Origin of the sequence: Polaribacter sp. SA4-12 (genome assembly GCF_002163675.1) — a bacterium.
In the GTDB taxonomy this organism is placed as follows: domain Bacteria; phylum Bacteroidota; class Bacteroidia; order Flavobacteriales; family Flavobacteriaceae; genus Polaribacter.
In genome coordinates this window covers 3,528,120-3,550,037 of record NZ_CP019334.1, presented here as the reverse complement: position 1 = coordinate 3,550,037, position 21,918 = coordinate 3,528,120, and the positions used below count along the sequence as shown (strand labels likewise).

The 21,918-nt window shown below is 30.8% G+C and carries 21 protein-coding genes; 12 read left to right on the top strand and 9 right to left on the bottom strand.

Annotation, left to right across the window (positions count from 1 at the left end; translation table 11 throughout):
- Positions 1–98: 98 nt before the first annotated feature.
- The 7 genes from murD to mraZ all read right to left on the bottom strand — a co-directional run bounded on the left by murD (position 99) and on the right by mraZ (position 7,952).
- Positions 99–1,484, bottom strand: a complete 1,386-nt coding sequence (gene murD, locus BTO07_RS15460) for a UDP-N-acetylmuramoyl-L-alanine--D-glutamate ligase (RefSeq protein ID WP_087522080.1) — start codon at positions 1,482–1,484, stop codon at positions 99–101.
- Between the two features lie 68 nt (positions 1,485–1,552).
- The gene (mraY, locus tag BTO07_RS15455) at positions 1,553–2,779 is read right to left on the bottom strand and encodes a phospho-N-acetylmuramoyl-pentapeptide-transferase (protein ID WP_087522079.1); all 1,227 of its coding nucleotides are present in this window, start codon (positions 2,777–2,779) and stop codon (positions 1,553–1,555) included.
- 6 nt (positions 2,780–2,785) lie between these two features.
- The gene (locus BTO07_RS15450; protein ID WP_087522078.1) at positions 2,786–4,249 is read right to left on the bottom strand and encodes a UDP-N-acetylmuramoyl-L-alanyl-D-glutamate--2,6-diaminopimelate ligase; all 1,464 of its coding nucleotides are present in this window, start codon (positions 4,247–4,249) and stop codon (positions 2,786–2,788) included.
- 1 nt (position 4,250) lies between these two features.
- Positions 4,251–6,212, bottom strand: a complete 1,962-nt coding sequence (locus tag BTO07_RS15445) for a penicillin-binding protein (RefSeq protein ID WP_087522077.1) — start codon at positions 6,210–6,212, stop codon at positions 4,251–4,253.
- A 59-nt stretch (positions 6,213–6,271) separates the two neighbouring features.
- On the bottom strand, positions 6,272–6,598 hold the full coding sequence (locus BTO07_RS15440; RefSeq protein WP_087522076.1) for an FtsL-like putative cell division protein: 327 nt from the start codon (positions 6,596–6,598) through the stop codon (positions 6,272–6,274).
- Positions 6,599–7,498 carry a 16S rRNA (cytosine(1402)-N(4))-methyltransferase RsmH gene (gene rsmH / locus BTO07_RS15435; protein WP_087522075.1) on the bottom strand — a complete coding sequence of 300 codons (900 nt, stop codon included), beginning with the start codon at positions 7,496–7,498 and terminating at the stop codon, positions 6,599–6,601. It lies immediately after the preceding gene.
- Positions 7,485–7,952: a division/cell wall cluster transcriptional repressor MraZ gene (gene mraZ, locus BTO07_RS15430; RefSeq protein ID WP_087522074.1), complete on the bottom strand. Its 468-nt coding sequence runs from the start codon at positions 7,950–7,952 to the stop codon at positions 7,485–7,487. The genes rsmH and mraZ overlap by 14 nt, the downstream gene beginning before the upstream one ends.
- 201 nt (positions 7,953–8,153) lie before the next feature.
- On the opposite strand from mraZ, the gene BTO07_RS15425 reads away from it, so the two are divergent.
- From BTO07_RS15425 to BTO07_RS15400, 6 genes are read left to right on the top strand one after another with little or no spacing between them, the layout of a single operon-like run.
- Positions 8,154–8,918 (top strand): alpha/beta fold hydrolase, encoded by a 765-nt coding sequence (locus tag BTO07_RS15425; RefSeq protein WP_087522073.1) that lies wholly within the window; start codon positions 8,154–8,156, stop codon positions 8,916–8,918.
- A 48-nt stretch (positions 8,919–8,966) separates the two neighbouring features.
- A complete protein-coding gene (gene yihA, locus BTO07_RS15420) occupies positions 8,967–9,578 on the top strand; it encodes a ribosome biogenesis GTP-binding protein YihA/YsxC (protein WP_087522072.1) in 612 nt (203 codons plus the stop codon).
- A gap of 6 nt (positions 9,579–9,584) precedes the next feature.
- Positions 9,585–10,271, top strand: a complete 687-nt coding sequence (locus tag BTO07_RS15415) for an RluA family pseudouridine synthase (RefSeq protein ID WP_087522071.1) — start codon at positions 9,585–9,587, stop codon at positions 10,269–10,271.
- A 30-nt stretch (positions 10,272–10,301) separates the two neighbouring features.
- Complete coding sequence (locus BTO07_RS15410) at positions 10,302–11,675, top strand: aldehyde dehydrogenase (RefSeq protein ID WP_087522070.1); 1,374 nt, start codon at positions 10,302–10,304, stop codon at positions 11,673–11,675.
- A 20-nt stretch (positions 11,676–11,695) separates the two neighbouring features.
- The gene (locus tag BTO07_RS15405) at positions 11,696–12,433 is read left to right on the top strand and encodes a nitroreductase family protein (protein WP_232457124.1); all 738 of its coding nucleotides are present in this window, start codon (positions 11,696–11,698) and stop codon (positions 12,431–12,433) included.
- A 6-nt stretch (positions 12,434–12,439) separates the two neighbouring features.
- The gene (locus BTO07_RS15400; RefSeq protein WP_087522068.1) at positions 12,440–12,691 is read left to right on the top strand and encodes a hypothetical protein; all 252 of its coding nucleotides are present in this window, start codon (positions 12,440–12,442) and stop codon (positions 12,689–12,691) included.
- A gap of 9 nt (positions 12,692–12,700) precedes the next feature.
- Here the strand turns inward: BTO07_RS15400 and BTO07_RS15395 are convergent, their stop codons facing one another.
- A complete protein-coding gene (locus tag BTO07_RS15395) occupies positions 12,701–15,085 on the bottom strand; it encodes a penicillin acylase family protein (RefSeq protein WP_087522067.1) in 2,385 nt (794 codons plus the stop codon).
- Positions 15,086–15,184: 99 nt separating this feature from the next.
- On the opposite strand from BTO07_RS15395, the gene BTO07_RS15390 reads away from it, so the two are divergent.
- From BTO07_RS15390 to BTO07_RS15375, 4 genes are all read left to right on the top strand, one after another.
- Positions 15,185–16,333 carry a DegT/DnrJ/EryC1/StrS family aminotransferase gene (locus tag BTO07_RS15390; RefSeq protein ID WP_087522066.1) on the top strand — a complete coding sequence of 383 codons (1,149 nt, stop codon included), beginning with the start codon at positions 15,185–15,187 and terminating at the stop codon, positions 16,331–16,333.
- A 9-nt stretch (positions 16,334–16,342) separates the two neighbouring features.
- A complete protein-coding gene (galE, locus tag BTO07_RS15385; RefSeq protein WP_087522065.1) occupies positions 16,343–17,353 on the top strand; it encodes a UDP-glucose 4-epimerase GalE in 1,011 nt (336 codons plus the stop codon).
- A gap of 108 nt (positions 17,354–17,461) precedes the next feature.
- A complete protein-coding gene (locus BTO07_RS15380) occupies positions 17,462–18,397 on the top strand; it encodes a TIGR01212 family radical SAM protein (RefSeq protein WP_087522064.1) in 936 nt (311 codons plus the stop codon).
- A 171-nt stretch (positions 18,398–18,568) separates the two neighbouring features.
- Positions 18,569–19,300, top strand: coding sequence for a DUF3800 domain-containing protein (locus BTO07_RS15375; protein ID WP_087522063.1), 732 nt, complete (start codon positions 18,569–18,571; stop codon positions 19,298–19,300).
- A gap of 327 nt (positions 19,301–19,627) precedes the next feature.
- Here BTO07_RS15375 and fabD read toward each other — a convergent pair whose 3' ends face one another.
- A complete protein-coding gene (fabD, locus tag BTO07_RS15370) occupies positions 19,628–20,515 on the bottom strand; it encodes an ACP S-malonyltransferase (RefSeq protein WP_087522062.1) in 888 nt (295 codons plus the stop codon).
- Between the two features lie 284 nt (positions 20,516–20,799).
- Between fabD and BTO07_RS15365 the strand changes: the two genes are divergently transcribed.
- Together BTO07_RS15365 and BTO07_RS15360 are read left to right on the top strand one after the other, a co-directional pair.
- Positions 20,800–21,510, top strand: a complete 711-nt coding sequence (locus BTO07_RS15365) for a DUF547 domain-containing protein (protein WP_087522061.1) — start codon at positions 20,800–20,802, stop codon at positions 21,508–21,510.
- Between the two features lie 34 nt (positions 21,511–21,544).
- On the top strand, positions 21,545–21,880 hold the full coding sequence (locus BTO07_RS15360; protein ID WP_087522060.1) for an arsenosugar biosynthesis-associated peroxidase-like protein: 336 nt from the start codon (positions 21,545–21,547) through the stop codon (positions 21,878–21,880).
- Positions 21,881–21,918 lie beyond the last annotated feature (38 nt).

Genomic DNA, 21,918 nt, shown 5'->3' with positions numbered 1-21,918 from the left:
AAATACTATTATGTAAATTTATTCTTGTTTTTTTCTATTTTTCTTCCTCTAACTTGCTAGCTCCTTCCCTTTGGGAAGGTTGGAATGAGCTTTTCTTTTTATAAATTTCTTACCGCTTTCTTAAATTGACGACCTCTATCTTCATAGTTTTCAAATAAATCAAAACTTGCACAACAAGGCGACAATAAAACAGTTTCTCCTCTTTCTGCTAACTTATGAGAAACCTTTACAGCTTCTTCAGCACCTGCAGTTTCAACAATAATATCAACGACATTACCAAACGTTTCTTTAATTTTATCATTATCAAGACCTAAACAAACAATCGCTTTCACTTTTTCTCTCACCAAAGGCAATAAATCATTATAATCATTCCCTTTATCAACACCACCAACAATCCAAACGGTAGTTTTTTCCATACATTCTAATGCATAATAAGTTGCATTAACGTTGGTTGCTTTAGAATCGTTTATATATTCTACATCTCTAATTTTAGCTACTTTTTCTAAACGATGCTCCGCACCCTCAAAATCTTCTAAACTTTCTTTTATAACTTGCCTTCTTGCTTTTAATAATTGTGCAGCCATTGTTGCTGCCATAGCATTTTTAGTATTATGTTTTCCTTTAACTGATAAAGTTGATAATGGCATAGTAAGTTTTTCTTTATTTATGTTGATCATAATATTATTATCTTTCAAATAAGCTCCGTATTCTAATTCTTGTTCAATTGAAAATGGAACTAATTTTGCTTTTGTTTTATTCTTTTTTAACCAATTATTGATTGCTTCATCATCTGCATCATAAATTAAATAATCAGTTTCCTTTTGATTCTTTGTTATTCTAAATTTTGATTCTACATACTTATCAAAATCGTACTCATATCGATCTAAATGATCTGGTGAAATATTGGTTAAAATTGCAATATGGCTATTAAACTCTTCAATTCCATCTAACTGAAAACTACTCAACTCCAACACATAATTTTCATACGATTGTTCTGCTACTTGTTGCGCAAAACTATCTCCAATATTCCCTGCTATTCCAACATTAAAACCTGCTTTCTTTAAAATATGATGCAATAATAATGTTGTAGTCGTTTTACCATTCGAACCTGTAATTCCAATAATTTTAGCATTTGTAAATTGTGCTGCAAATTCAATTTCTGAAATAACAGGAATTGAATTTTCCTTCAACTTTAAAATTAATGGAACTGTATCAGGAATTCCAGGGCTTTTAACCACTACATCAGCATTTAAAATTTTGCTTTCTGAATGATTTTTCTCCTCAAATTCAATCTTATTATGTAAAAGAACTTCTTTATATTTTTTTGATATTTCACCTTTGTCCGATACAAAGACTTCATATCCTTTTTGCTTTCCTAAAAGCGCTGCACCAACACCACTTTCTCCGCCACCAAGAATTACAAGCCTCCTAAATCCTCCAAAGGAGGACTTTTTCTCACTCTTATATTTATCTTGGTTATTCATTTTTTAATTTTATTTCTTCACAAACTTGCCAAACTCTTCCCTTCGGGAAGATTAAGATGGACATTTTATTATCTCAATTTCAAAGTAACTATTGCCAATACTGCCAACATAATTCCTACAATCCAAAATCGGACTACAATTTTACTTTCGTGATAGCTTAATTTTTGATAATGGTGATGCAAAGGCGCCATTCTAAAAACTCTTCTTCCTTCTCCAAATTTCTTTTTGGTATACTTAAACCAAGACACTTGCATGATTACTGAAAGATTTTCTACTACAAAGATTCCTGCTAAAATTGGAAGCAATAATTCTTTACGAATTGCAATTGCAATAACTGCTATAATTCCACCAATTGTTAAACTACCAGTATCACCCATAAAAACTTGTGCTGGATACGTATTGTACCAAAGAAAACCAATTAAAGCTCCTGCAAACGCAAGAATAAAAACGGTCATTTCTCCAGAATCTGGTATATACATTACGTCTAAATAATCAGCGAAAATAATATTACCAGAAACCCACGCAAAAAGCGCTAGTGTTATTACAATAATTGCTGAAGAACCTGCTGCTAAACCATCTATCCCATCAGTTAAATTCGCTCCATTTGAAACTCCCGTTACAATAAAGACAGTAATAAAAATAAAAACGATCCACCCATACTTCTCATATCCATCTCCTAAAAAACTGAAAGCTTTTGAGTAGTCTAATTCATTATTCTTAAAAAACGGAACGGTTGTTTTTGTAGACTTATGAGCATCACCAAAAACGATTCTTCTTCCTTCTTTATTTATTATTTGCTGCTCAACTGGTAATTGTTCTTTTATAGTAACTCCATCATTAAAATAAAGCATAGAACCTACAATGATTCCTAAACCAACTTGACCTAAAACTTTAAACTTACCGCTTAAACCTCCTTTGTCTTTTTTGAATACTTTTATGTAATCGTCTATAAAACCAATTAACCCCATCCAAAGTGTTGTAATCACTAAAAGGATTATATAAACGTTGTCTAATTTCGCTAATAATAAAGCAGGAATCAAAGTTGCTAAAATGATAATAACTCCACCCATTGTAGGAGTTCCAGCTTTTTGAATTTGTCCTTCCAATCCTAAATCTCTAATAGACTCACCTACTTGCTGTCTTTGTAAAAAACTAATGATTCTCTTACCAAAAATTGAAGAAATCAATAAAGACAAAATAAATGCTGCAGCTGCTCTAAATGTGATAAATTGAAACACACTAGCTCCTGGAAAACTAAATTGACTTTCTAAATATTCGAATAAATAATACAGCATTCTTAATTATTTTTTTAATTGATTGAAACAATTCTTCACTTCCTCTAAATCATCAAAATGAGCTCTAACTCCATTTATTTCTTGATAATCCTCATGCCCTTTTCCTGCAATTAATATGATATCCCCACTTTCAGAAAATTTACAAGCAGTTTTTATAGCTTGTCTTCTATCTGAAATTGATAATGTTTTTTTATAGTTTACAGCAGCTACACCATTTTCCATTTCATCTAAAATGGTTTGTGCGTTTTCTGTCCTAGGATTGTCTGATGTAAAAATTGCTTGATTACTTAATTGCGAAGCAATGTGCGCCATTTTTGGTCTCTTTGTTTTATCTCTATCTCCACCACAACCGACAACTGTAATTACTTTTTCGTTTCCAGTTCTAATATCATTAATGGTTTCCAATACATTTTTTAACGCATCTGGAGTATGAGCATAATCTACAATTGCCGTAACACCGTCTTCCGAAATAACATACTCAAAACGTCCACTAACGTTTTCTAACTGACTTATAATTGTTAATATTTCTAGCTTTTCTAAATCTAACAATTCTGCTGTCGCGAAAATTGCTAATAAATTAGAAGCATTAAACTGACCTATTAACTTCGTCCAAACTTCTGTTTCATTAATTTTTAAAAGCGTTCCAGAAAATTGCTTTTCTAAAATTTTGGCTTTATAGTCTGCTAATGTTTTTAAAGCGTACGTTTTCTTTTTTGCCTTCGTGTTTTGCAACATGAAGTTTCCATTTTTATCATCGATGTTTGTAAGCGCAAAAGCGGACTTAGACAAAGAGTCAAAAAATGATTTTTTTACATTTCTATATTCCGCAAAAGTTTCATGATAATCTAAATGATCATGCGATAAATTGGTGAAAATCCCTCCAGCAAAAGTTAATCCTTCTGTCCTTTTTTGATGAATCCCATGAGAACTCACTTCCATAAAACAATAATCCACACCTGCATCAATCATCTTATCTAAATACGAATTGATTGTTACAGAATCTGGAGTTGTATGTGTTGCTTTAAACTCAGTTTCATCAACTAAAATTTTTACAGTTGATAACAAACCAACTTTATAACCTGCTTTTTTAAATAATTGATATAAAAGTGATGCAATCGTTGTTTTTCCATTTGTACCCGTTACACCAACAAGAGGTAACTTTTTAGACGGATTATCATAAAAGTTAGAAGCCATAATAGCCAAAGCTACATTTGCATCAGCAACTTGAACGTATGTAATTCCTTCTTTTTTATCCGCAGGAAAATCTTCACATATAATTGCAACAGCACCTAAACCAATTGCTTTCTCTATATATAAATGCCCATCAACTGTAACTCCCTTTTGAGCAATAAAAACATCATTTTCTCCAACTTTTCTAGAATCGAAAACAATACTATTTATCTCAATATTTGTAAGTCCAAATACTTGATTAATAGAAACCTGATATAATATGTCTTTTAAATTCTTCAGCTTATGACAGTTTTAAAATAATAGTACTACCTTTAACTAACACCTCTCCTTTTTTAAGTGATTGAGATTTCACCTTACCCATACCTGTGAGCTTCACTTTTAATCCAATATTCTCCAATAAAGACAGCGCATCCATCCCGGACATTCCGTAAACATTTGGAATCTTCTGATACTCTTTATTAAGTTGGTTATTGTATTTATCAAACTGTTTTTCAATCGAAGCAAACTTCACCTCATCATCTACAGATTGATTGTTTACAGGAGTTGTTGTATATATTTTTTGAGCAATTTCTTTAAAAATAGGCGCAGCAACTGTTGCTCCATAATATCCTTTTTCTTTCTTTGGATCATGAATTACAACAATGCAAGAGTATTTTGGTTTATCCGCAGGGAAAAAACCGGCAAATGATGCTACGTAATGTTTACTTGAATAATACCCACCTTGCCATTCACCATTTTTATCTTTAGTTCTTGGAATGTATTTTTTTGCAGTTCCTGTTTTTCCTGCCATAGAAAAATTGGAAGAATAAATGTTTTTTGCAGTTCCTTTTATAACCACATTTTCCATTACTTTTCTTAACTTCTTCAATGTTTCCTCTGATGCTATTTTTTGATTTACAATTTCAGTCTCAAAAACTTTTTCAGTTTTATCTTGTCTTCGTAATTCTTTAATAAACATTGGTTTTACCATTACCCCATTATTAGCAACAGCATTATAAAACATCAATATTTGCATTGGCGTTACAGAAACTCCGTAACCCCAAGACATCCATTCTAAAGAAATCTTATTCCAACTTTTATCTTTTGGACTTGGCACATAAGGCTTTCCTTCTCCTTGTATTTGAAACCCAATTGGCTTTGTAAATCCATATTCCACCATTTTATCATAATATTTTTGTGGATTATTATCATAATGTTTTTTAATAATTTTTACGATTCCAACATTTGAAGAAACCTCAAAAACTCTTGCTGCAGAAATCTTACCATAACCACCTCTATGAGAATCTTCAACTTTTCTATTATGAATATAAATTCGACCTTTTTCCGTATCAATAACAGTAGAAGTATCAATTACCTTATCATCTAAAGCAACCATTAAACTTGCTAACTTAAAAGTAGAACCAGGTTCATGACTTTCCCAAACCGCGTAATTTCTTTTCTCGTAATAAGTTCCTTTAGAAGTTCTTCCTAAATTAGAAATCGCTTTAATTTCTCCTGTTGCAGTTTCCATAACCACAGCACAACCATGATCTGCTTCAAAATATTCTAACTTACTTAACAAAGCGTGATGCGTAATATCTTGAATATTAACATCTATCGTTGTAATAATATCATGACCATCAATAGGCTCTTTTTCATTTACATCATTAATTGGCTTCCATTGGTTTTTAGCAATTTTCTGTTTCCGACGCAAACCATTCTTACCTTGCATATAATCTGCAAAAGCACCTTCAATACCTGCTCCACCTCTAAAGTCATCATAACCAATTGTACGTTCTGCGATTTTACCAATCGGATGCGACCTAACCGTTTTATGTTCTGCTATAAACCCACCTCTATAAACTCCTTTTTTGAAAATAGGAAATTGCTTCATTTTTAGATAATCTGTATACCCAATATTTCTAGCAATTAATAAATACCTATTTCGTCTCTTTTTTGCTTTTCTTAATTTACTTTGATAATAACCAGAAGTTCTTCCTAGCATCTTAGATAACTCAACAGATAATGCTGCAATATTTTTCTCAAAAACATTTCCATCTACAGCAACAACATCCATTCTAATTGTAAATTTAGACATAGATGTAGCCAACAGATTTCCATCCGCAGCATATACATTTCCTTTATTAGCGTAAATAGTATCGTGTTTGATTGTTAATTCTGTAGATAATTTTCTATACTTATCTCCTTCCGAATATTGAATCGTAAACACACGAAACACCACTGCCAATAAAAAAAGCGTCATAAAAGCTGCTACCAAGTAGAACTTTGTAAGTATGCTTTTTTTGTGAGTTGCCAATTTTATTAATCTTTAATGGTTACTTTTATTTTTTTGGGAGGGGACTTCAAAGGCTCTAAACCTCGTGTTTTCGCTTTTTCTCTAATACTAGACTCCATTTTCATTCTCATTAAAATAGTACCAGTATCAACGTACTCAGCTCGTAATTCTCTTTTCTTTTTATTCAGTTTCGATATCTGAATTACTTTCTTATCCGCTTTATGCGCACTCGATATCATAATCAACAACAGCACAACTACAAAAATGATAATTCGCCAGTTTTTAAAAGCAGATTCATCCGTAAGGAAACTTCCTCTTAGAAAATCATACACTCCTTTTTTAACTTTAGACATCTACTTTTTTAATGTTGCGATTCTTAATTTAGCGCTGCGAGCCCTATTGTTCAGTTTAATTTCCTGTGGGGTAGGTACTATTAACTTTCCAACTTTCTTTAACGGTTCACTTGTGTTTCCAAAAAAATCTTTCTCGGGCTCGCCACTAAACAATCCTGTTCTTATAAATCTTTTTACCAACCTATCTTCTAAGGAGTGATATGAGATTACACTTAATCTTCCTTCGTCTTTTAATAAATTCGGAATCTGCTCTAAAAACTCTTTTAAAACATCTAACTCTTCATTTACTTCTATTCTAATTGCTTGAAATATTTGTGCAATTATTTTATGTTCTTTTGCTTTTGGCAAATACTTTTGCAATACTTTTCTTAACTGAAAACTTGTATCTATTTTTTCTTCTGCTCTTTTTTCAACAATCGTTTTTGCAATATTTCTTGAATTTCTTAATTCACCATACAAAAACAATATTTCAGCTAACTTTTCTTCTGAATATTTATTAACAATCTCTTTTGCCGATACTTTAGATTTTTGATTCATTCTCATATCTAAATCACCATCAAAACGAGTAGAAAAACCTCTTTCCGCTTCATCAAATTGATGAGAAGAAACACCTAAATCAGCCAAAATACCATCAACTTTTCTAACCCCATTAAACCTCAAAAACCTTGAGATATATCTAAAATTTTCAGGAATTAAAACAAAGCGTTCATCATCAATCACATTACCCAAAGCATCTGGATCTTGATCAAAACCAAACAACTTACCGTTTTCCCCAAGTCTTTTTAAAATTTCTCTTGAATGACCTCCGCCACCAAACGTAACATCAACATAAACACCATCTTCCTTAATAGAAAGGGCATCTATACTCTCTTGCAATAAAACTGGATTATGATAATTCATCTAATTCTGTATTTCCCATTACTTCTTCAGCTAAATCTGCAAAATCATCTGATGCATCATCAATAGCTTTTTCGTATTTATCTTTATCCCAAATCTCAATAATATTTACCGACGAAGACATTACTACCTGTTTCTTTATACCAGCGAATTCAAATAAATCTTTCGGAATTAAAATTCTTCCAGTTGCATCTAACTCCACCATCTTTACACCTGCTGTAAATCTTCGAATAAAATCATTATTCTTTTTTTTAAACCTATTTAGTTTGTTGATTTTTTCCATCATCAAGTTCCACTCGCTTATCGGATACAACTCTAAACAAGGCTGAAAAACAGCTCTCTTTACCACAAAACCATCTTGTAATACAGAAGACAGTTGCTTTTTGAAGGCTGATGAAAACATCAATCTTCCCTTAGCATCTGATTTACATTCATATGTACCAATTAGGTTTATCACTCTATAAAATTATTAATTGAAATCAAAAATAGATAAATTCTACCACTTTTTACCACTTTTTACCACATTGTTAATAAATAACGTATTTGTTAACAACTCATTGCGATTAGATTCGCTTTTTTAAAAAAAATGGCAGCGTAAAAAACGTTATCTATCTCATAAAAAAGAATTACATTTGCTATTAAGCGAATTGACAAATCAATGACTGACAAGTTAAAAACTGAAGGAAAATTTACATACGCAGAGGCAGGAGAAGGACCTACAATCATTATTTTACATGGATTAATGGGTGCGTTAAGTAATTTTGAAGGCACTTTTAATCACTTTTCTAACAATGGTTATAAAGTATTAATACCAGAACTTCCTTTATATACACTTCCTCTTTTAAAAACAAATGTTAAAAACTTAGCTAAGTTTTTAAAAGAGTTTATGGAATTTAAAAAAATAGACAAAACTATCTTAGTAGGAAATTCTCTAGGTGGTCATATAGGTTTATATTTTACAAAGCATTATCAAGATAAAGTAAATGCTCTAGTTTTAACAGGAAGCTCTGGCTTGTATGAAAAAGCTATGGGTGATAGTTTTCCTAAAAGAGGAAACTATGAATACATCAAAGAAAAAACAAGAGGTGTTTTTTACGATCCAGAAATTGGAACAAAAGAAATGGTAGATGATGTTTTTGAAATTGTAAATGATAGAAGTTCTGTTATTAGAACTTTAGCAATTGCAAAAAGCGCTATTAGACATAATATGGCGAAAGACTTACCAGAAATGAAACAACCAACTTGTATCATTTGGGGAAAACAAGATGTTGTTACGCCACCAGAAGTTGCTGAAGATTTTGACAAATTATTACCAAACTCTAATTTGTTTTGGATTGATAAATGTGGTCATGCTGCAATGATGGAAAAACCTGAAGAATTTAATCAAATTCTTCAAGACTGGTTTACTTCAAGAAAACTATAACTCTCACCGAGAGAGCTATTAAAAATATAGAACCTATTATTATATATAATGAAAATTAGATCTGCAGACTTTATAATGAGCAACAGTAATGTTACTAAGGCTCCGAAAGACAGAATGCCTGAGTATGCTTTTATTGGACGCTCTAATGTTGGTAAATCTTCATTAATTAATATGTTAATGGAGCGAAAAGATCTAGCTAAAACTTCTGGAAAACCTGGAAAGACTCAGCTAATTAATCATTTTAAAATAAATGATGAGTGGTTTTTAGTAGATTTACCTGGTTATGGTTATGCTAAAATTTCAAAAAAGAAAAGAACTATTTTTCAGTTTTTTATAGAAAACTATTTTAAAGAAAGAGAGCAATTGGTTTGTACTTTTGTTTTAATTGATTCTAGACACGATCCTCAAAAAATTGATTTAGAATTCATGAAATTTTTAGGAGAAAACCACATTCCGTTTTGTATTGTTTTTACCAAAGCAGACAAATTAGGAAGTTCTAAAATTAACAAACAAATTACTTCTTATAAAAAGAAATTATTAAACACTTGGGAAACACTTCCTACATCATTTATTACGTCTTCTTCTACAGGACTTGGAAGAGAAGAGTTCTTAACTTTTATTGATGGTGTTAATGAAGATGTTGCAAAAGATTTTAAATAATATCTAATGCATTCTACCAAAGAAAATTTACAAGTTTTATTTGAAGACAACCATATAGTTATTGTAAACAAACGCGCAGGCGATATTACACAAGGTGATAAAACTGGCGACAAGCCTTTGAGTGATGTTGTAAAAGAATACATTAAAGACAAATACAATAAACCTGGAGAAGTTTTTTTAGGCGTTGTTCATCGATTAGACAGACCTACTTCTGGAATTATAATTTTCGCAAGAACTTCAAAAGCTTTAGAACGTCTTAATAAGATGTTGCGTGATAAAACAATCAACAAAACTTATTGGGCTGTTGTAAAAAATCATCCGAAGAAAGAAAAAGACACCTTAATTAACTTCTTAAGAAAGAATCCTAAAAACAATAAATCTACTGCATACGCTAAAGAAATTGATGGCAGTAAAAAAGCCATTCTTCATTATGCTGTTATTAAAAAATTAGACAATTATTCTTTAATTGAAATTGATTTAGAAACAGGAAGACATCATCAAATTAGAACACAATTATCTAACATTGGAAGTCCTATAAAAGGTGATTTAAAGTACGGTTTTGATAGAAGCAATAAAGATGGAAGTATTCATTTACATGCTCGAAAAATTCAATTTACACACCCTGTTAGTAAAGAAGAAATTAATATTACTGCACCAACACCTAAAGAAGTTATTTGGAACGCTTGTAACTAATGATTACCTTTAAAGAATTAATTTCTTTTTATGGATATCCTTAACATTTTACAATCACAGAAACAACACTTTTCAACGCAACAAACAAAAGATATTTCTTTTAGAAAAGAGTGCTTAAAAAAACTGCAAAACGAACTTATAAAAAGAGAATCTGACATTATAAAAGCGTTGCATTATGATTTTAAAAAATCTGAATACGAAGCCGTTTTAACAGAAACCTCAATTGTATTGTCAGAATTAAAAATGACAATCAATAAACTAAGTTCATGGGCAAAACCAAAAGGCGTTTTACCATCACTTTTAAACTTTCCATCTTCAGCAAAAATATACAAAGAACCTTATGGAACGGTTTTAATAATTTCTCCTTGGAATTATCCTCATCAATTAGCTTTCGCTCCATTAATTGGCGCAATTGCAGCAGGAAACACAGTTGTTTTAAAACCATCTGAACTTACACCACACACAAGCGCAATTACCAAAGAAATAATTGAAGCTGTTTTTGATAATAAACAAGTTGCTGTTATTGAAGGTGGCGTCGAAGTTTCTAAAGAATTATTAGCACAACGTTGGGATTATATTTTCTTTACAGGAAGTGTTCCTGTAGGAAAAATTGTAGCCAAAGCTGCTGCAGAATTCCTGACACCTGTTACTTTAGAATTAGGAGGAAAAAGCCCTTGTATTGTTGATGAAACCGCCAACATTAAATTAGCCGCAAAAAGAATTGTTTGGGGAAAGTTTATTAACGGAGGACAAACTTGTATTGCACCAGATTACTTACTGATACACAAATCAAAAAAAGAAGAATTTGTTAATTGCTTTAAAATCGAATTAAGAAAAGCTTATGGAGAAAACCCTGAAACCTCAGCAGATTTTCCAAGAATTGTAAATACAAAAAACTTTAACAGACTTGCTTTAATGTTAGAAAATGAAAACTTCTTAATCGGCGGAAAAACCAACAAAGAAGATTGTTTTATTTCTCCGACTTTAATCGACGAACCTTCTTTAGATAGCGAAGTAATGAAAGGTGAAATTTTTGGACCAATACTTCCTTTACTATCTTATGAATCTGAAAAAGAAATAGAGGCAATTCTCTCTAAATACGACAAACCTCTAGCCTTCTATATTTTTTCTACGGATAAAAATGTCGCTAAAAAAATGATTGCAAAATATTCTTTTGGAGGAGGAACTATTAATGACACAACTGTTCATTTTGTAAATCACAGATTGCCTTTTGGTGGTGTTGGAGAAAGTGGAATTGGTGGTTATCATGGTAAACTTACTTTCGATACTTTTTCTCATAGCAAAGGTGTTGTTACAAGAGGTAATTGGTTAGACTTAACAATTAGATACGCTCCCTACACTGATAAATTGAAAAAACTACGCACTTTATTAAAGTGGAGTTAAAATTTTAAAGAACAAGAATGATAAAAGAAGAAAAGACAGTTTCTGAAGCGATACATTACAGACGTTCTGTTAGAATTTATGATACAGAAAAATCAATTGATAAAAGCATTGTAAAAAAGTGCATACAACAAGCTGCTTTAGCTCCCAATAGTAGCAATATGCAATTATGGGAATTCTATCACGTCACATCGAAAGATATTATTGAAAAAATTGCACCTTTTTGCTTCAATCAAAATGCTGCAAAAACTGCTGATCAATTAGTGGTTTTTGTTACCAGAAAAGATTTATGGAAAAAAAGAGCTAAAGCCAATTTAGCATATATGGATACTGTTTTTGGTGAGAACAACCCAAAGTCAGAACAAAGTAGTCGTGAAAAAATAGCAAGAAATTATTACGGGAAAATCATTCCTTTTGTATATGCTGATTTTTTAGGAATATTTGGTTTTTTAAAATACCTAATAACTTTAATTGTTGGACTTTTTAAACCAATATACAGAGAAGTTAGAAAAAGTGATATGCGAATTGTAGCTCATAAAACTTGTGGTTTAGCTGCACAAAACTTTATGCTTTCTATGGCAGCAGAAAATTATGATACTTGCCCAATGGAAGGCTCTGACACTTGGAGAATTAAAAATTTACTAGGTTTACCTTTTGGCTCAGAAATAAACATGATTGTTTCTTGCGGAATTAGAAAACCTGAAGGTGTTTATGGCGAACGTTTTAGAATTCCTTTTAGTGAAGTTTATAAGGAGGTTTAATTAATTATGGAAGAGTTTTTTGGTATTGGATTACTTTGGTTATTATGTAATTATTTTGGAGGAACAATTAGATGGATTTACGGATCAATCTGGAGAACACTTTTTAATAAACCAAAATTCACATACAATGAATATGTCTTTGGCCCAGAAAAATCAAAAGATCATTTTGATACTCATGGACACAGCTTCAATAATATGATTATTACATTTGTAATTTTAGGAATTATAATTTCAGTTTTTTCTTTAATAATTAATTAAAAAATAAAACTACTCCTTAGGTTTCAAAATCAAAACGTTTTCACTTGATTCAATATCTGACTGATTCAGTCTCATCTTAACAAACTCGCCATCTAGATATTTTTGAGTTTGGTCTTTATAATACTCACTAAACACATTTCCAGATTGACCTGTTGGTATAATTGCTAAACTATTTTCAACATCAGAAAAATCTATAATTCTTCTTGTTGATGGACCTGCATTTACCTTATAATAACCTGTGCTATCTAATTTAAAAATTTGATTGTTAATTACCTCATTTCCTCCAATAGTTTCAAAAGGACCAACATTAAAAAATTTACGCAACAAGCCTCCAGCTTTCCCTATTGCGTGTTCATACTCTACAGAAAGAACTCTATTCCAAGTCCAATCATCTATATTTTCTCCTAGTTGATTTTGTAAAAATGAAATGGAACTTTTAAATGACATTTGAGTAACATCATTTCTTGTTTCAATTTTATCTTTTGTCAAAATATTATCCCACCAAACAGAATTATTTCTATTGATTTGATTCGGCAATACTTGATCTTGCAATTGCGAATTGATAAATAATTCGAAACCATCACCTAATTCATCTTTGTAGGTTGCTTTTAGAAAATCATATAAAAAGCGATTGTAAATTGTTGGTCCAACAGACGTTTTTAAATACGTTCCATCCCAATTTTCTAAAATTGAAAAAGCTTTTTTTTCTGATGCTGTTAACTCTGATCTATCTACACTTTTTAATAATCCTTTACTTATTTCAGAAACTGTAGATGATTTTACATCATAAATCATTTCAGCAACATCTTCTTTCGTAAAATGATCATTCTTATCTAATAACTCTAAAATTCTTTTAGCTCTGTCTTGTGGTTGATAATATCCAGGATACAACTTTCCTCTTACAGAATCTACTTGATTGTTTGCTGAATACACATAATTCCAACTAGGGTTTATCGCTTGTGGATTTTCCTCAAAAGGTAAATATTCAATAATTTCATCATTTCCTGAAGCACCATCTAAATATGTTTTTGAAGACAAACTATCCCTTAATTGATATAATCTAGCAGATGAAAACCAAGCTACATTATCTTCTGCATCTCCATACATTACATTTAAACCTGGTGCATGAATTCTTGCAACAGAACTTTTAAAATCATTCATTGAACTGGAATGAGAAATTCCATAAGAAACTTCTAACATTTCATTTGGTAACTGCGTATAAATCCAATTCATTGCAATTGGTCTTTCATCTATAACGTGCTCTATTAAACCGTTCATTATAGGACCATGTTTACTTACTTTTACTTGAAAAGAAGTATCTATTTCATTTTTCACATGAATTGTTTTATCTCTTAATTCATAAGTATTATAACCATCAGGCGTTTTATACTCTAAAGAATTGGCTGGATTATTTTCTTCAACATAAAAATTTAAATCATCATTTGCCAACATTGTCAATCCATAAGCGTATTCTCGATTATGACCCAATAAAGGAAATGGCATCAATGCAATATTAAATCCGTAGATTTCAAAATCGGGTGTTTTTATATGATTTTGATACCAAACTGAAGGCTGAGAATACTCAATATGTGGATCGTTTGCAAAAATCACTTTTCCGTTCTTCGTTTTTTCAGGAGCAATTACCCAAGAATTACTTCCAATAAACGGAGAAACTGGTAAATCATCCATAATAGAACTTACAGCATTAGAAAAAACAAAATCAACTTTATCAGGAATACTCGTTCTATTAATCGTTAAATTCTCACTATAAGAACTTAACAATTCTTTTAAATAAGAACCGCCTAATTTCTCTTTAATTTCTGTTAATAAAGGATCCGTTTTGTGAGCAACCGCAAAACTAAAAGACATGTAACCAAAAACATTATAAATATCTTTTATCGTATATTTTTCTTTCTTTACTCCTACCAAAGTAAACTCTAAAGGCGTTTTTCCTTCTTCAATAAATTGATTTACGCCATCTAAATAAGCTTGCGTTAAAACATAAGCTTCAGTGGTTGTATCTAAACTGACAATGGTTTTTTCTGCAGCCTCTTCAATTCCTAATCCTCCAAAAAACTGATCGACTCTTACCAAATCTTTTCCGAAAATTTCCGACAACCTTCCTGCAGCAATTCTTCTCATCAATTCCATTTGCCACAATCGGTCTTGAGCATGTAAATATCCTAAAGCAACATAAGCATCTTTTTGATTTTGAGCATTTATATGAGGCACGCCAATATCATCAAAATAAACGGTTACTTCTTCAGAAATATTTTTAATTTCTAATTCACCAGAATAATTTGGTTGATACGTTTTAGAGTATAACCAGCCACAAATAAATATCAATATTGCAAGAATTAATAGAATTCTTAACGAACGGACTAAAAGCTTCATAAAAATTGAGTTTTTTCAAAGATAACAGAAATATTATTTACGGATAATTACATAGAAAATGAAAGACATTTTGTATTTTTGGTCAGCAAAATTTTTTATATGAAAAAAATTCAAATGGTTGACCTACAAGGTCAATATCAACAAATAAAAGAAGCGGTAAATACCTCTATTGAGCAGGTTTTAAATACTTCAGCTTATATAAATGGACCTCTAGTACATGAGTTTCAAGCAGATTTAGAAAAATACTTAGATGTAAAACACGTAATTCCTTGTGCAAACGGAACCGATGCATTGCAAATAGCAATGATGGGTTTAGGTTTAGAACAAGGTGACGAAGTAATTACTGCGGATTTTACTTTTGCTGCAACAGTAGAAGTTATTGCTTTATTAAAATTAACACCGGTTTTAGTAGATGTTGATGCAGAAACTTATAATATCGATATTGAAGCTTTAAAAAGAGCAATTACTCCCAAAACAAAAGCAATTGTTCCTGTTCATTTATTTGGACAAGTTGCAAATATGGATGCTGTTATGGAAATTGCAAAAGAACATAATCTTTTTGTTATTGAAGATAATGCCCAAGCAATTGGTGCAGATTACACTTTTAAAGACGGAACAAAAAAGAAAGCAGGAACTATAGGTAATGTAGGTACAACTTCTTTTTTTCCTTCTAAAAACTTAGGTTGTTATGGAGATGGTGGAGCAATTTTTACAAATGATGATAAATTAGCACATACCATTCGTGGAATTGTAAATCACGGAATGTATACACGTTATTATCATGATGTGGTTGGTGTAAATTCTCGTTTAGATTCTATTCAAGCAGGAGTTTTAAAAGCCAAACTTCCTCTTTTAGACAGCTATTGTGATGCAAGAAGAAATGCCGCTCGTTTTTACAACAAAGCATTATCTGTATCAGAACATATTATTACACCAAAATCTAGTGCTTGTGGAGAAATCTGTGACACTTGCGATTGCCACGTTTTTCATCAATATACTTTACAAATAACAAACGGTAAAAGAGATGATTTACACAAGCATTTGCTAGAACAAGGAATTCCAAATGCCATTTACTACCCAGTAGCACTACATTCTCAAAAAGCATATGTAGATGCTCGTTATAAAGAAAGTGATTTCCCTGTAACAAACGGGTTGATAAAAACAGTAATTTCTTTACCAATGCATACTGAGTTAGACAACGAACAATTAACATTTATAACAAAAACGATTTTAGATTTCGTTAACTAAGACAACACAATGAAAAAGATATTAGTAACAGGAGGATTAGGTTTTATTGGTTCTCATACAGTTGTAGAATTACAAAACGAAGGTTTTGAAGTTGTAATTATTGATGATTTATCAAATACCTCTATTGGTGTTTTAGATAAAATTACAGAAATTACAGGAACAAAACCAGAATTTCATCAAATTGATTTAAGAGTTAAAAGTGAAGTAAAAAACTTTTTCGAAAACAATAAAGTTGATGGAATAATCCATTTTGCTGCTTTTAAAGCTGTTGGAGAAAGTATGCACAAACCTTTAGATTATTATGAAAATAATTTAGGGACTTTAGTATACTTACTACAAGAAATGAGAGATAGAAAGTTAGATAACTTTATTTTCTCTTCTTCTTGTACTGTTTATGGTCAAGCAGATGAATTACCTATTACAGAAAAAGCGCCAGTAAAAACAGCTGAATCTGTTTATGGAAATACGAAACAAATTGGTGAAGAAATCTTAAGAGACGCTAGTAAAGCACATGATTTAAACATTATTGCTTTAAGGTACTTTAATCCAATTGGAGCGCATCCAACAATTAAAATTGGAGAATTACCTTTAGGAGTTCCTCAAAATTTAATTCCTTTTGTAACTCAAACTGCTGCTGGAATGCGTGATGAGTTATCTGTTTTTGGTGATGATTATGATACTGCAGATGGAACTGCTGTTCGTGATTACATTCACGTAGTAGATTTAGCGAAAGCTCATATTGCTGCTTTACAAAGATTGATCAACAAAAACAACAAACAAAATTTTGAGTTTTTCAATGTTGGTTCTGGAACAGGAAGTTCTGTTTTAGAAGTTATTAAAGCTTTTGAAAAAGCATCTGGAAAACCTTTAAATTATAAGATCGTTGGAAGACGTGAAGGAGATATTACAGCTGCCTTTGCAGATACAACTATTGCTAATAAAGAATTAAACTGGAAAACAGAAAAATCTTTAGATGAAGCTTTAGCATCTGCATGGAAATGGCAACAAGCTCAAAAATAAGTTTTTACAACTACAAAAACTCCAATCTTTAAAGATTGGAGTTTTTTTTTAGAATGAATCCATTCTTTAACGAACAATTAATTTATACAATTTCTTACCCTTACTTTAATGAAAATTTCAGGAAAACGATATTTAGACTATTCTTCATTTATTAAATCTACTTTTGGAGAAAGAGTACAAAAAATATCATTAGATATTGGCTTCTCTTGCCCAAACAGAGATGGTTCTAAAGGCTTTGGAGGTTGTACGTATTGTAACAATAATACTTTTAACCCAGATTATTGTGAACCTCAAAAAGGTATAAAGCAACAATTAGAAGAAGGTATTTCTAGGTTTTCTACAAAATACAAATCGCAAAAATATTTAGCCTATTTTCAAGCATATACAAATACATATTCTGATTTTGAATCCTTAAAAAGAATGTATGATGAAGCTTTAAGCGTGCCAAATGTTATCGGATTAGTTATAGGTACAAGACCAGATTGTATTGAAGATGAAATTATTGATTATCTATCCTTATTATCAAAAAAACATTTTGTTTCTCTTGAGTTTGGTATTGAAAGCACCTTAAACAGTACATTAAAAAAAGTAAACAGATGTCATACGTACGAAGACACAATTGCTACTTATGAAAAATGTAAAAACAAAGGAATTAAATTAGGCGCTCATTTAATTATGGGATTACCTGGAGAAACGAAACAAGATTTATTAAACCACGCAATTGAAGTTTCTAAACTACCAATAGACACTTTAAAATTACATCATTTACAGATTGTAAAACAATCTATAATGGCATCTCAATACAGAAAAAACCCAGAAGATTTTGATCTTTTCACAATTGAAAAATACATAGAATTTATTTCTGAATTCGTTTCTTTATTAAGACCAAATATTATTATAGAACGTTTTATAAGTCAAGCTCCTGCTGATTTATTAATAGCGCCAAAATGGAACGGTCTTAAAAACTTTGAAATTGTTTCTAAAATTGATCAAAAAATGATTGATGTAGATACTTGGCAAGGAAAGAATTATGAATCCATTTAAAAAAATTAATAATTCAATTTCACTTTAAAAAAATCTAAATCAAAAAAATAATTTAGTTAGTTTCTAAATTTTTAAAAACCTAACTTCGTTAACTTCGAATATAAAACATTGAAACGATCTTATATTCATATAGTTGTGTTCATACAAAAACCACTAAATTAATTAAAGTTTATGACAGAGAAAGGAAATTATATTGTTTATGTTGATGAATCAGGAGACCACGGGTTAAAAAACATAGACACAAACTACCCAATATTTGTTTTGACTTTTTGTTGTTTTAAAATATCTGATTATATAGAAAAGGCTGTTCCTGAACTTCAACGTTTTAAATTTAAATACTTTGGTCACGACCAAATAGTTTTACACGAAATAGATATCAGAAAAAATAAAGAACCTTTTAAGTTTTTACGAACAGATAGAGAACTGAGGGAAAACTTTATGACAGATTTATCAAAAATCATAGAAGACATACCATTTAAGATTGTACCAATTGTTATTGACAAAAGAAATCTTAAAGCTAAATATAACAAACCATTTAATCCGTATCATTTAGGCTTACGTTTTGGTTTAGAGAAACTTAATGAGTTATTACTATTTAATGGTCAGGAAGGGAAAGAAATTTCTTTAATTTTTGAAAAAAGAGGAAATAATGAAGATAAAGATTTAGAACTAGAGTTTTTAAGAATTTGTACTGAAAATGAACAGTTTGGATATAAGAATATAAACTTTGGTAAAATGATATATAAGTTTTTAATAGCTGATAAAAAAACTAATTCTAGTGGATTACAATTAGCTGACCTAACAGCGAGACCAATTGGGTTAAAGTACTTAAAGCCAGTACAATTAAATAAAGCTTATGATATAATTGAAAATAAAAAATATGGGTATAAAATATTCCCATAAAAACAAAATCCCCGGTGTAGACCGAGGAAAAGTGCCGACCGGGAAATGCCCAATCCGAATACAAATATATATATAATATCTGTAATAACAAAAAAAAAGTCCGAAAACACAACAATGTATAAAAAGTCCGTCAAATATAAAATTTGGCATTTAGGGGAATAATAAAAGCACAAAGTTTTATATTTAGCTAAATTATAATCCGAAACGAAAGTGCTTATCGCCTGTCCTAAGTTTCTTATACTGGCCGTCAACAAAACCACAAATTCCCCATAAAAAAAACGAACTCTCACGAGTTCGTTTTTTAATTTATAAATAATTTATTAAAATTTATTCAGGTAAACTTGCGCCACTTGCAGCAACACTTCTATCTATTTTACGCATTAAACCTTGTAAAACTTTACCAGGTCCAACTTCAATAAATTCAGTTCCACCATCAGCAATCATTGCTTGTATACATTGCGTCCATCTTACTGGCGCAGTTAATTGCGCAATTAAATTTTCTTTAATTTCATCAGGGTTTGTAACTGCCTTTGCAACTACATTTTGATACACAGCACAAGTTGGCTTACTAAAAGTAGTTGCTTCAATTGCAGCAGCTAACTCTTCTCTTGCAGGTTCCATCATTGGTGAATGAAATGCACCACCAACAGGTAATAATAAAGCTCTTCTTGCTCCTTTTTCAGTTAAAACCTCACACGCTTTTTCAACAGCAGAAATTTCACCCGAAATTACTAATTGACCTGGGCAGTTGTAATTTGCAGCAACTACTACTCCATCAATTTCAGCACACGTTTCTTCAACAATATTGTCTGCTAAACCTAAAACTGCAGCCATTGTAGAAGGTGCAGCTTCACACGCTTTTTGCATTGCCAAAGCACGTTTAGAAACCAATGTTAATCCATCTTCAAAAGTTAAAACTCCATTTGCAACTAAAGCAGATAATTCTCCTAAAGAGTGTCCTGCAACCATTTCTGGTTTAAAATCGTCACCTAAAACCTTCGCTAAAATTACAGAATGTAAAAAGATTGCAGGTTGTGTAACCTTTGTTTCTTTTAATTGTTCTGCAGTTCCTTCAAACATAATGTCTGTAATTGAGAACCCTAAAATGTTATTTGCTTTTTCAAAATATTCCTGTGCCAATGCAGATTTTTCGTATAAATCCAATCCCATTCCTGTGAATTGCGCTCCTTGACCTGGAAAAATATATGCTTTCATAAAATGTATATTTGTATCGTTGTTTATTCTTTTTATTATCAGCAAAAATAATCATTTTTATTGGAAGCTAATTCCTGCTTTCCGTTATATCTTTTTGCAAAAAAGCAAAAAGGATGTCACTTCAATCAGGGCTAAACTTATTTATAAACAAATAGAATACTAAAAATGGATATTAATATTTATCAGCCTTCATTTATAGCACAAAAAAAATAATTAAATTTTTGGAATTATTTTTGTAATCAATAGTAAAATCCTTCGTCTAAAAAATTAGAAAACTATATAAAATGAAAAAAATACTTTTATCACTTATAATACTACTTACTTTTTCGCAAGGTTATTCACAAACATCAATCTTTAACGATTTACTACAAAAACACGTTACAAAAGACGGAATTGTAGATTACAAATCATTCAAAAATGACGAAGCTAAATTAGATAGTTACATTTCTTATTTAGAAAAAACATCTCCAGAAAAATCTTGGTCAGAAAACAAACAAAAAGCCTTTTGGATTAATGCTTACAACGCATATACCATCAAAATAATTTTAGGTAATTATCCACTAAAAAGTATTATGGATATTAAAGAAGGAGGAAAAACTGCTTGGAAAATTCCTTTTGCTAAAGTTGGTAATAAAACATATACTTTAGATCATATAGAACATCAAATTTTACGTAAAGACTTTTCTGATCCTAAAATTCACGTTGGTGTAAATTGTGCTTCAGGTTCTTGTCCTAAATTAGGTAACAATGCTTTTACAGAACAAAACGTAGAAGCAGAATTAATGCGTTTAATGAAAGATTTTGTGAACGATACATCAAGAAATAAAATCACTAAAAAGAAAGTTCAAATTTCTTCAATCTTTGATTGGTTTAAAGGTGATTTTACAAAAAAAGGTTCGGTAATCGACTTTTTAAACACCTATTCAGAAACAAAAATTAGTCCGAAAGCTAAAATTAGTTTTCTAAAATACGATTGGACTTTAAACGGAAAATAGTACCTTTATTTTTCATCTGAAATAACAAAAAACAATGTCTAAAAACTATTATGACGCAGCCGATTTAAGAAAATTTGGTAAAATAACTGAGTGGAATGAAGAACTTGGAAACAAGTTTTTTGACTATTATGGAAAAGTATTTGAAGAAGGGGCTTTAACTGCTCGTGAAAAATCTTTAATCGCTTTGGCTGTTGCACATACAGAACAATGTCCTTATTGTATTGACGCATACACGAAAGACACTTTACAACGTGGAATTACAAAAGAACAAATGATGGAAGCTATTCATGTTGGTGCTGCAATTAAAAGTGGCGCAACTTTGGTACATGGCGTTCAAATGATGAATAAAGTAAACAAACTTGACGGATAATAGTTAGCAGTATTCAGCAACAGTATTCAGTTAAGCGT

Excerpts from the sequence above, each read along its gene's own strand:
- murD (WP_087522080.1), bottom strand. The coding sequence starts at position 1,484 with ATGAATAACCAAGATAAATATAAGAGTGAGAAAAAGTCCTCCTTTGGA.
- mraY (WP_087522079.1), bottom strand. The coding sequence starts at position 2,779 with ATGCTGTATTATTTATTCGAATATTTAGAAAGTCAATTTAGTTTTCCA.
- BTO07_RS15445 (WP_087522077.1), bottom strand. The coding sequence starts at position 6,212 with ATGACGCTTTTTTTATTGGCAGTGGTGTTTCGTGTGTTTACGATTCAA.
- BTO07_RS15440 (WP_087522076.1), bottom strand. The coding sequence starts at position 6,598 with ATGTCTAAAGTTAAAAAAGGAGTGTATGATTTTCTAAGAGGAAGTTTC.
- rsmH (WP_087522075.1), bottom strand. The coding sequence starts at position 7,498 with ATGAATTATCATAATCCAGTTTTATTGCAAGAGAGTATAGATGCCCTT.
- BTO07_RS15425 (WP_087522073.1), top strand. The coding sequence starts at position 8,154 with ATGACTGACAAGTTAAAAACTGAAGGAAAATTTACATACGCAGAGGCA.
- yihA (WP_087522072.1), top strand. The coding sequence starts at position 8,967 with ATGAAAATTAGATCTGCAGACTTTATAATGAGCAACAGTAATGTTACT.
- BTO07_RS15415 (WP_087522071.1), top strand. The coding sequence starts at position 9,585 with ATGCATTCTACCAAAGAAAATTTACAAGTTTTATTTGAAGACAACCAT.
- BTO07_RS15410 (WP_087522070.1), top strand. The coding sequence starts at position 10,302 with ATGGATATCCTTAACATTTTACAATCACAGAAACAACACTTTTCAACG.
- BTO07_RS15400 (WP_087522068.1), top strand. The coding sequence starts at position 12,440 with ATGGAAGAGTTTTTTGGTATTGGATTACTTTGGTTATTATGTAATTAT.
- BTO07_RS15395 (WP_087522067.1), bottom strand. The coding sequence starts at position 15,085 with ATGAAGCTTTTAGTCCGTTCGTTAAGAATTCTATTAATTCTTGCAATA.
- BTO07_RS15390 (WP_087522066.1), top strand. The coding sequence starts at position 15,185 with ATGAAAAAAATTCAAATGGTTGACCTACAAGGTCAATATCAACAAATA.
- galE (WP_087522065.1), top strand. The coding sequence starts at position 16,343 with ATGAAAAAGATATTAGTAACAGGAGGATTAGGTTTTATTGGTTCTCAT.
- BTO07_RS15380 (WP_087522064.1), top strand. The coding sequence starts at position 17,462 with ATGAAAATTTCAGGAAAACGATATTTAGACTATTCTTCATTTATTAAA.
- BTO07_RS15375 (WP_087522063.1), top strand. The coding sequence starts at position 18,569 with ATGACAGAGAAAGGAAATTATATTGTTTATGTTGATGAATCAGGAGAC.
- fabD (WP_087522062.1), bottom strand. The coding sequence starts at position 20,515 with ATGAAAGCATATATTTTTCCAGGTCAAGGAGCGCAATTCACAGGAATG.
- BTO07_RS15365 (WP_087522061.1), top strand. The coding sequence starts at position 20,800 with ATGAAAAAAATACTTTTATCACTTATAATACTACTTACTTTTTCGCAA.
- BTO07_RS15360 (WP_087522060.1), top strand. The coding sequence starts at position 21,545 with ATGTCTAAAAACTATTATGACGCAGCCGATTTAAGAAAATTTGGTAAA.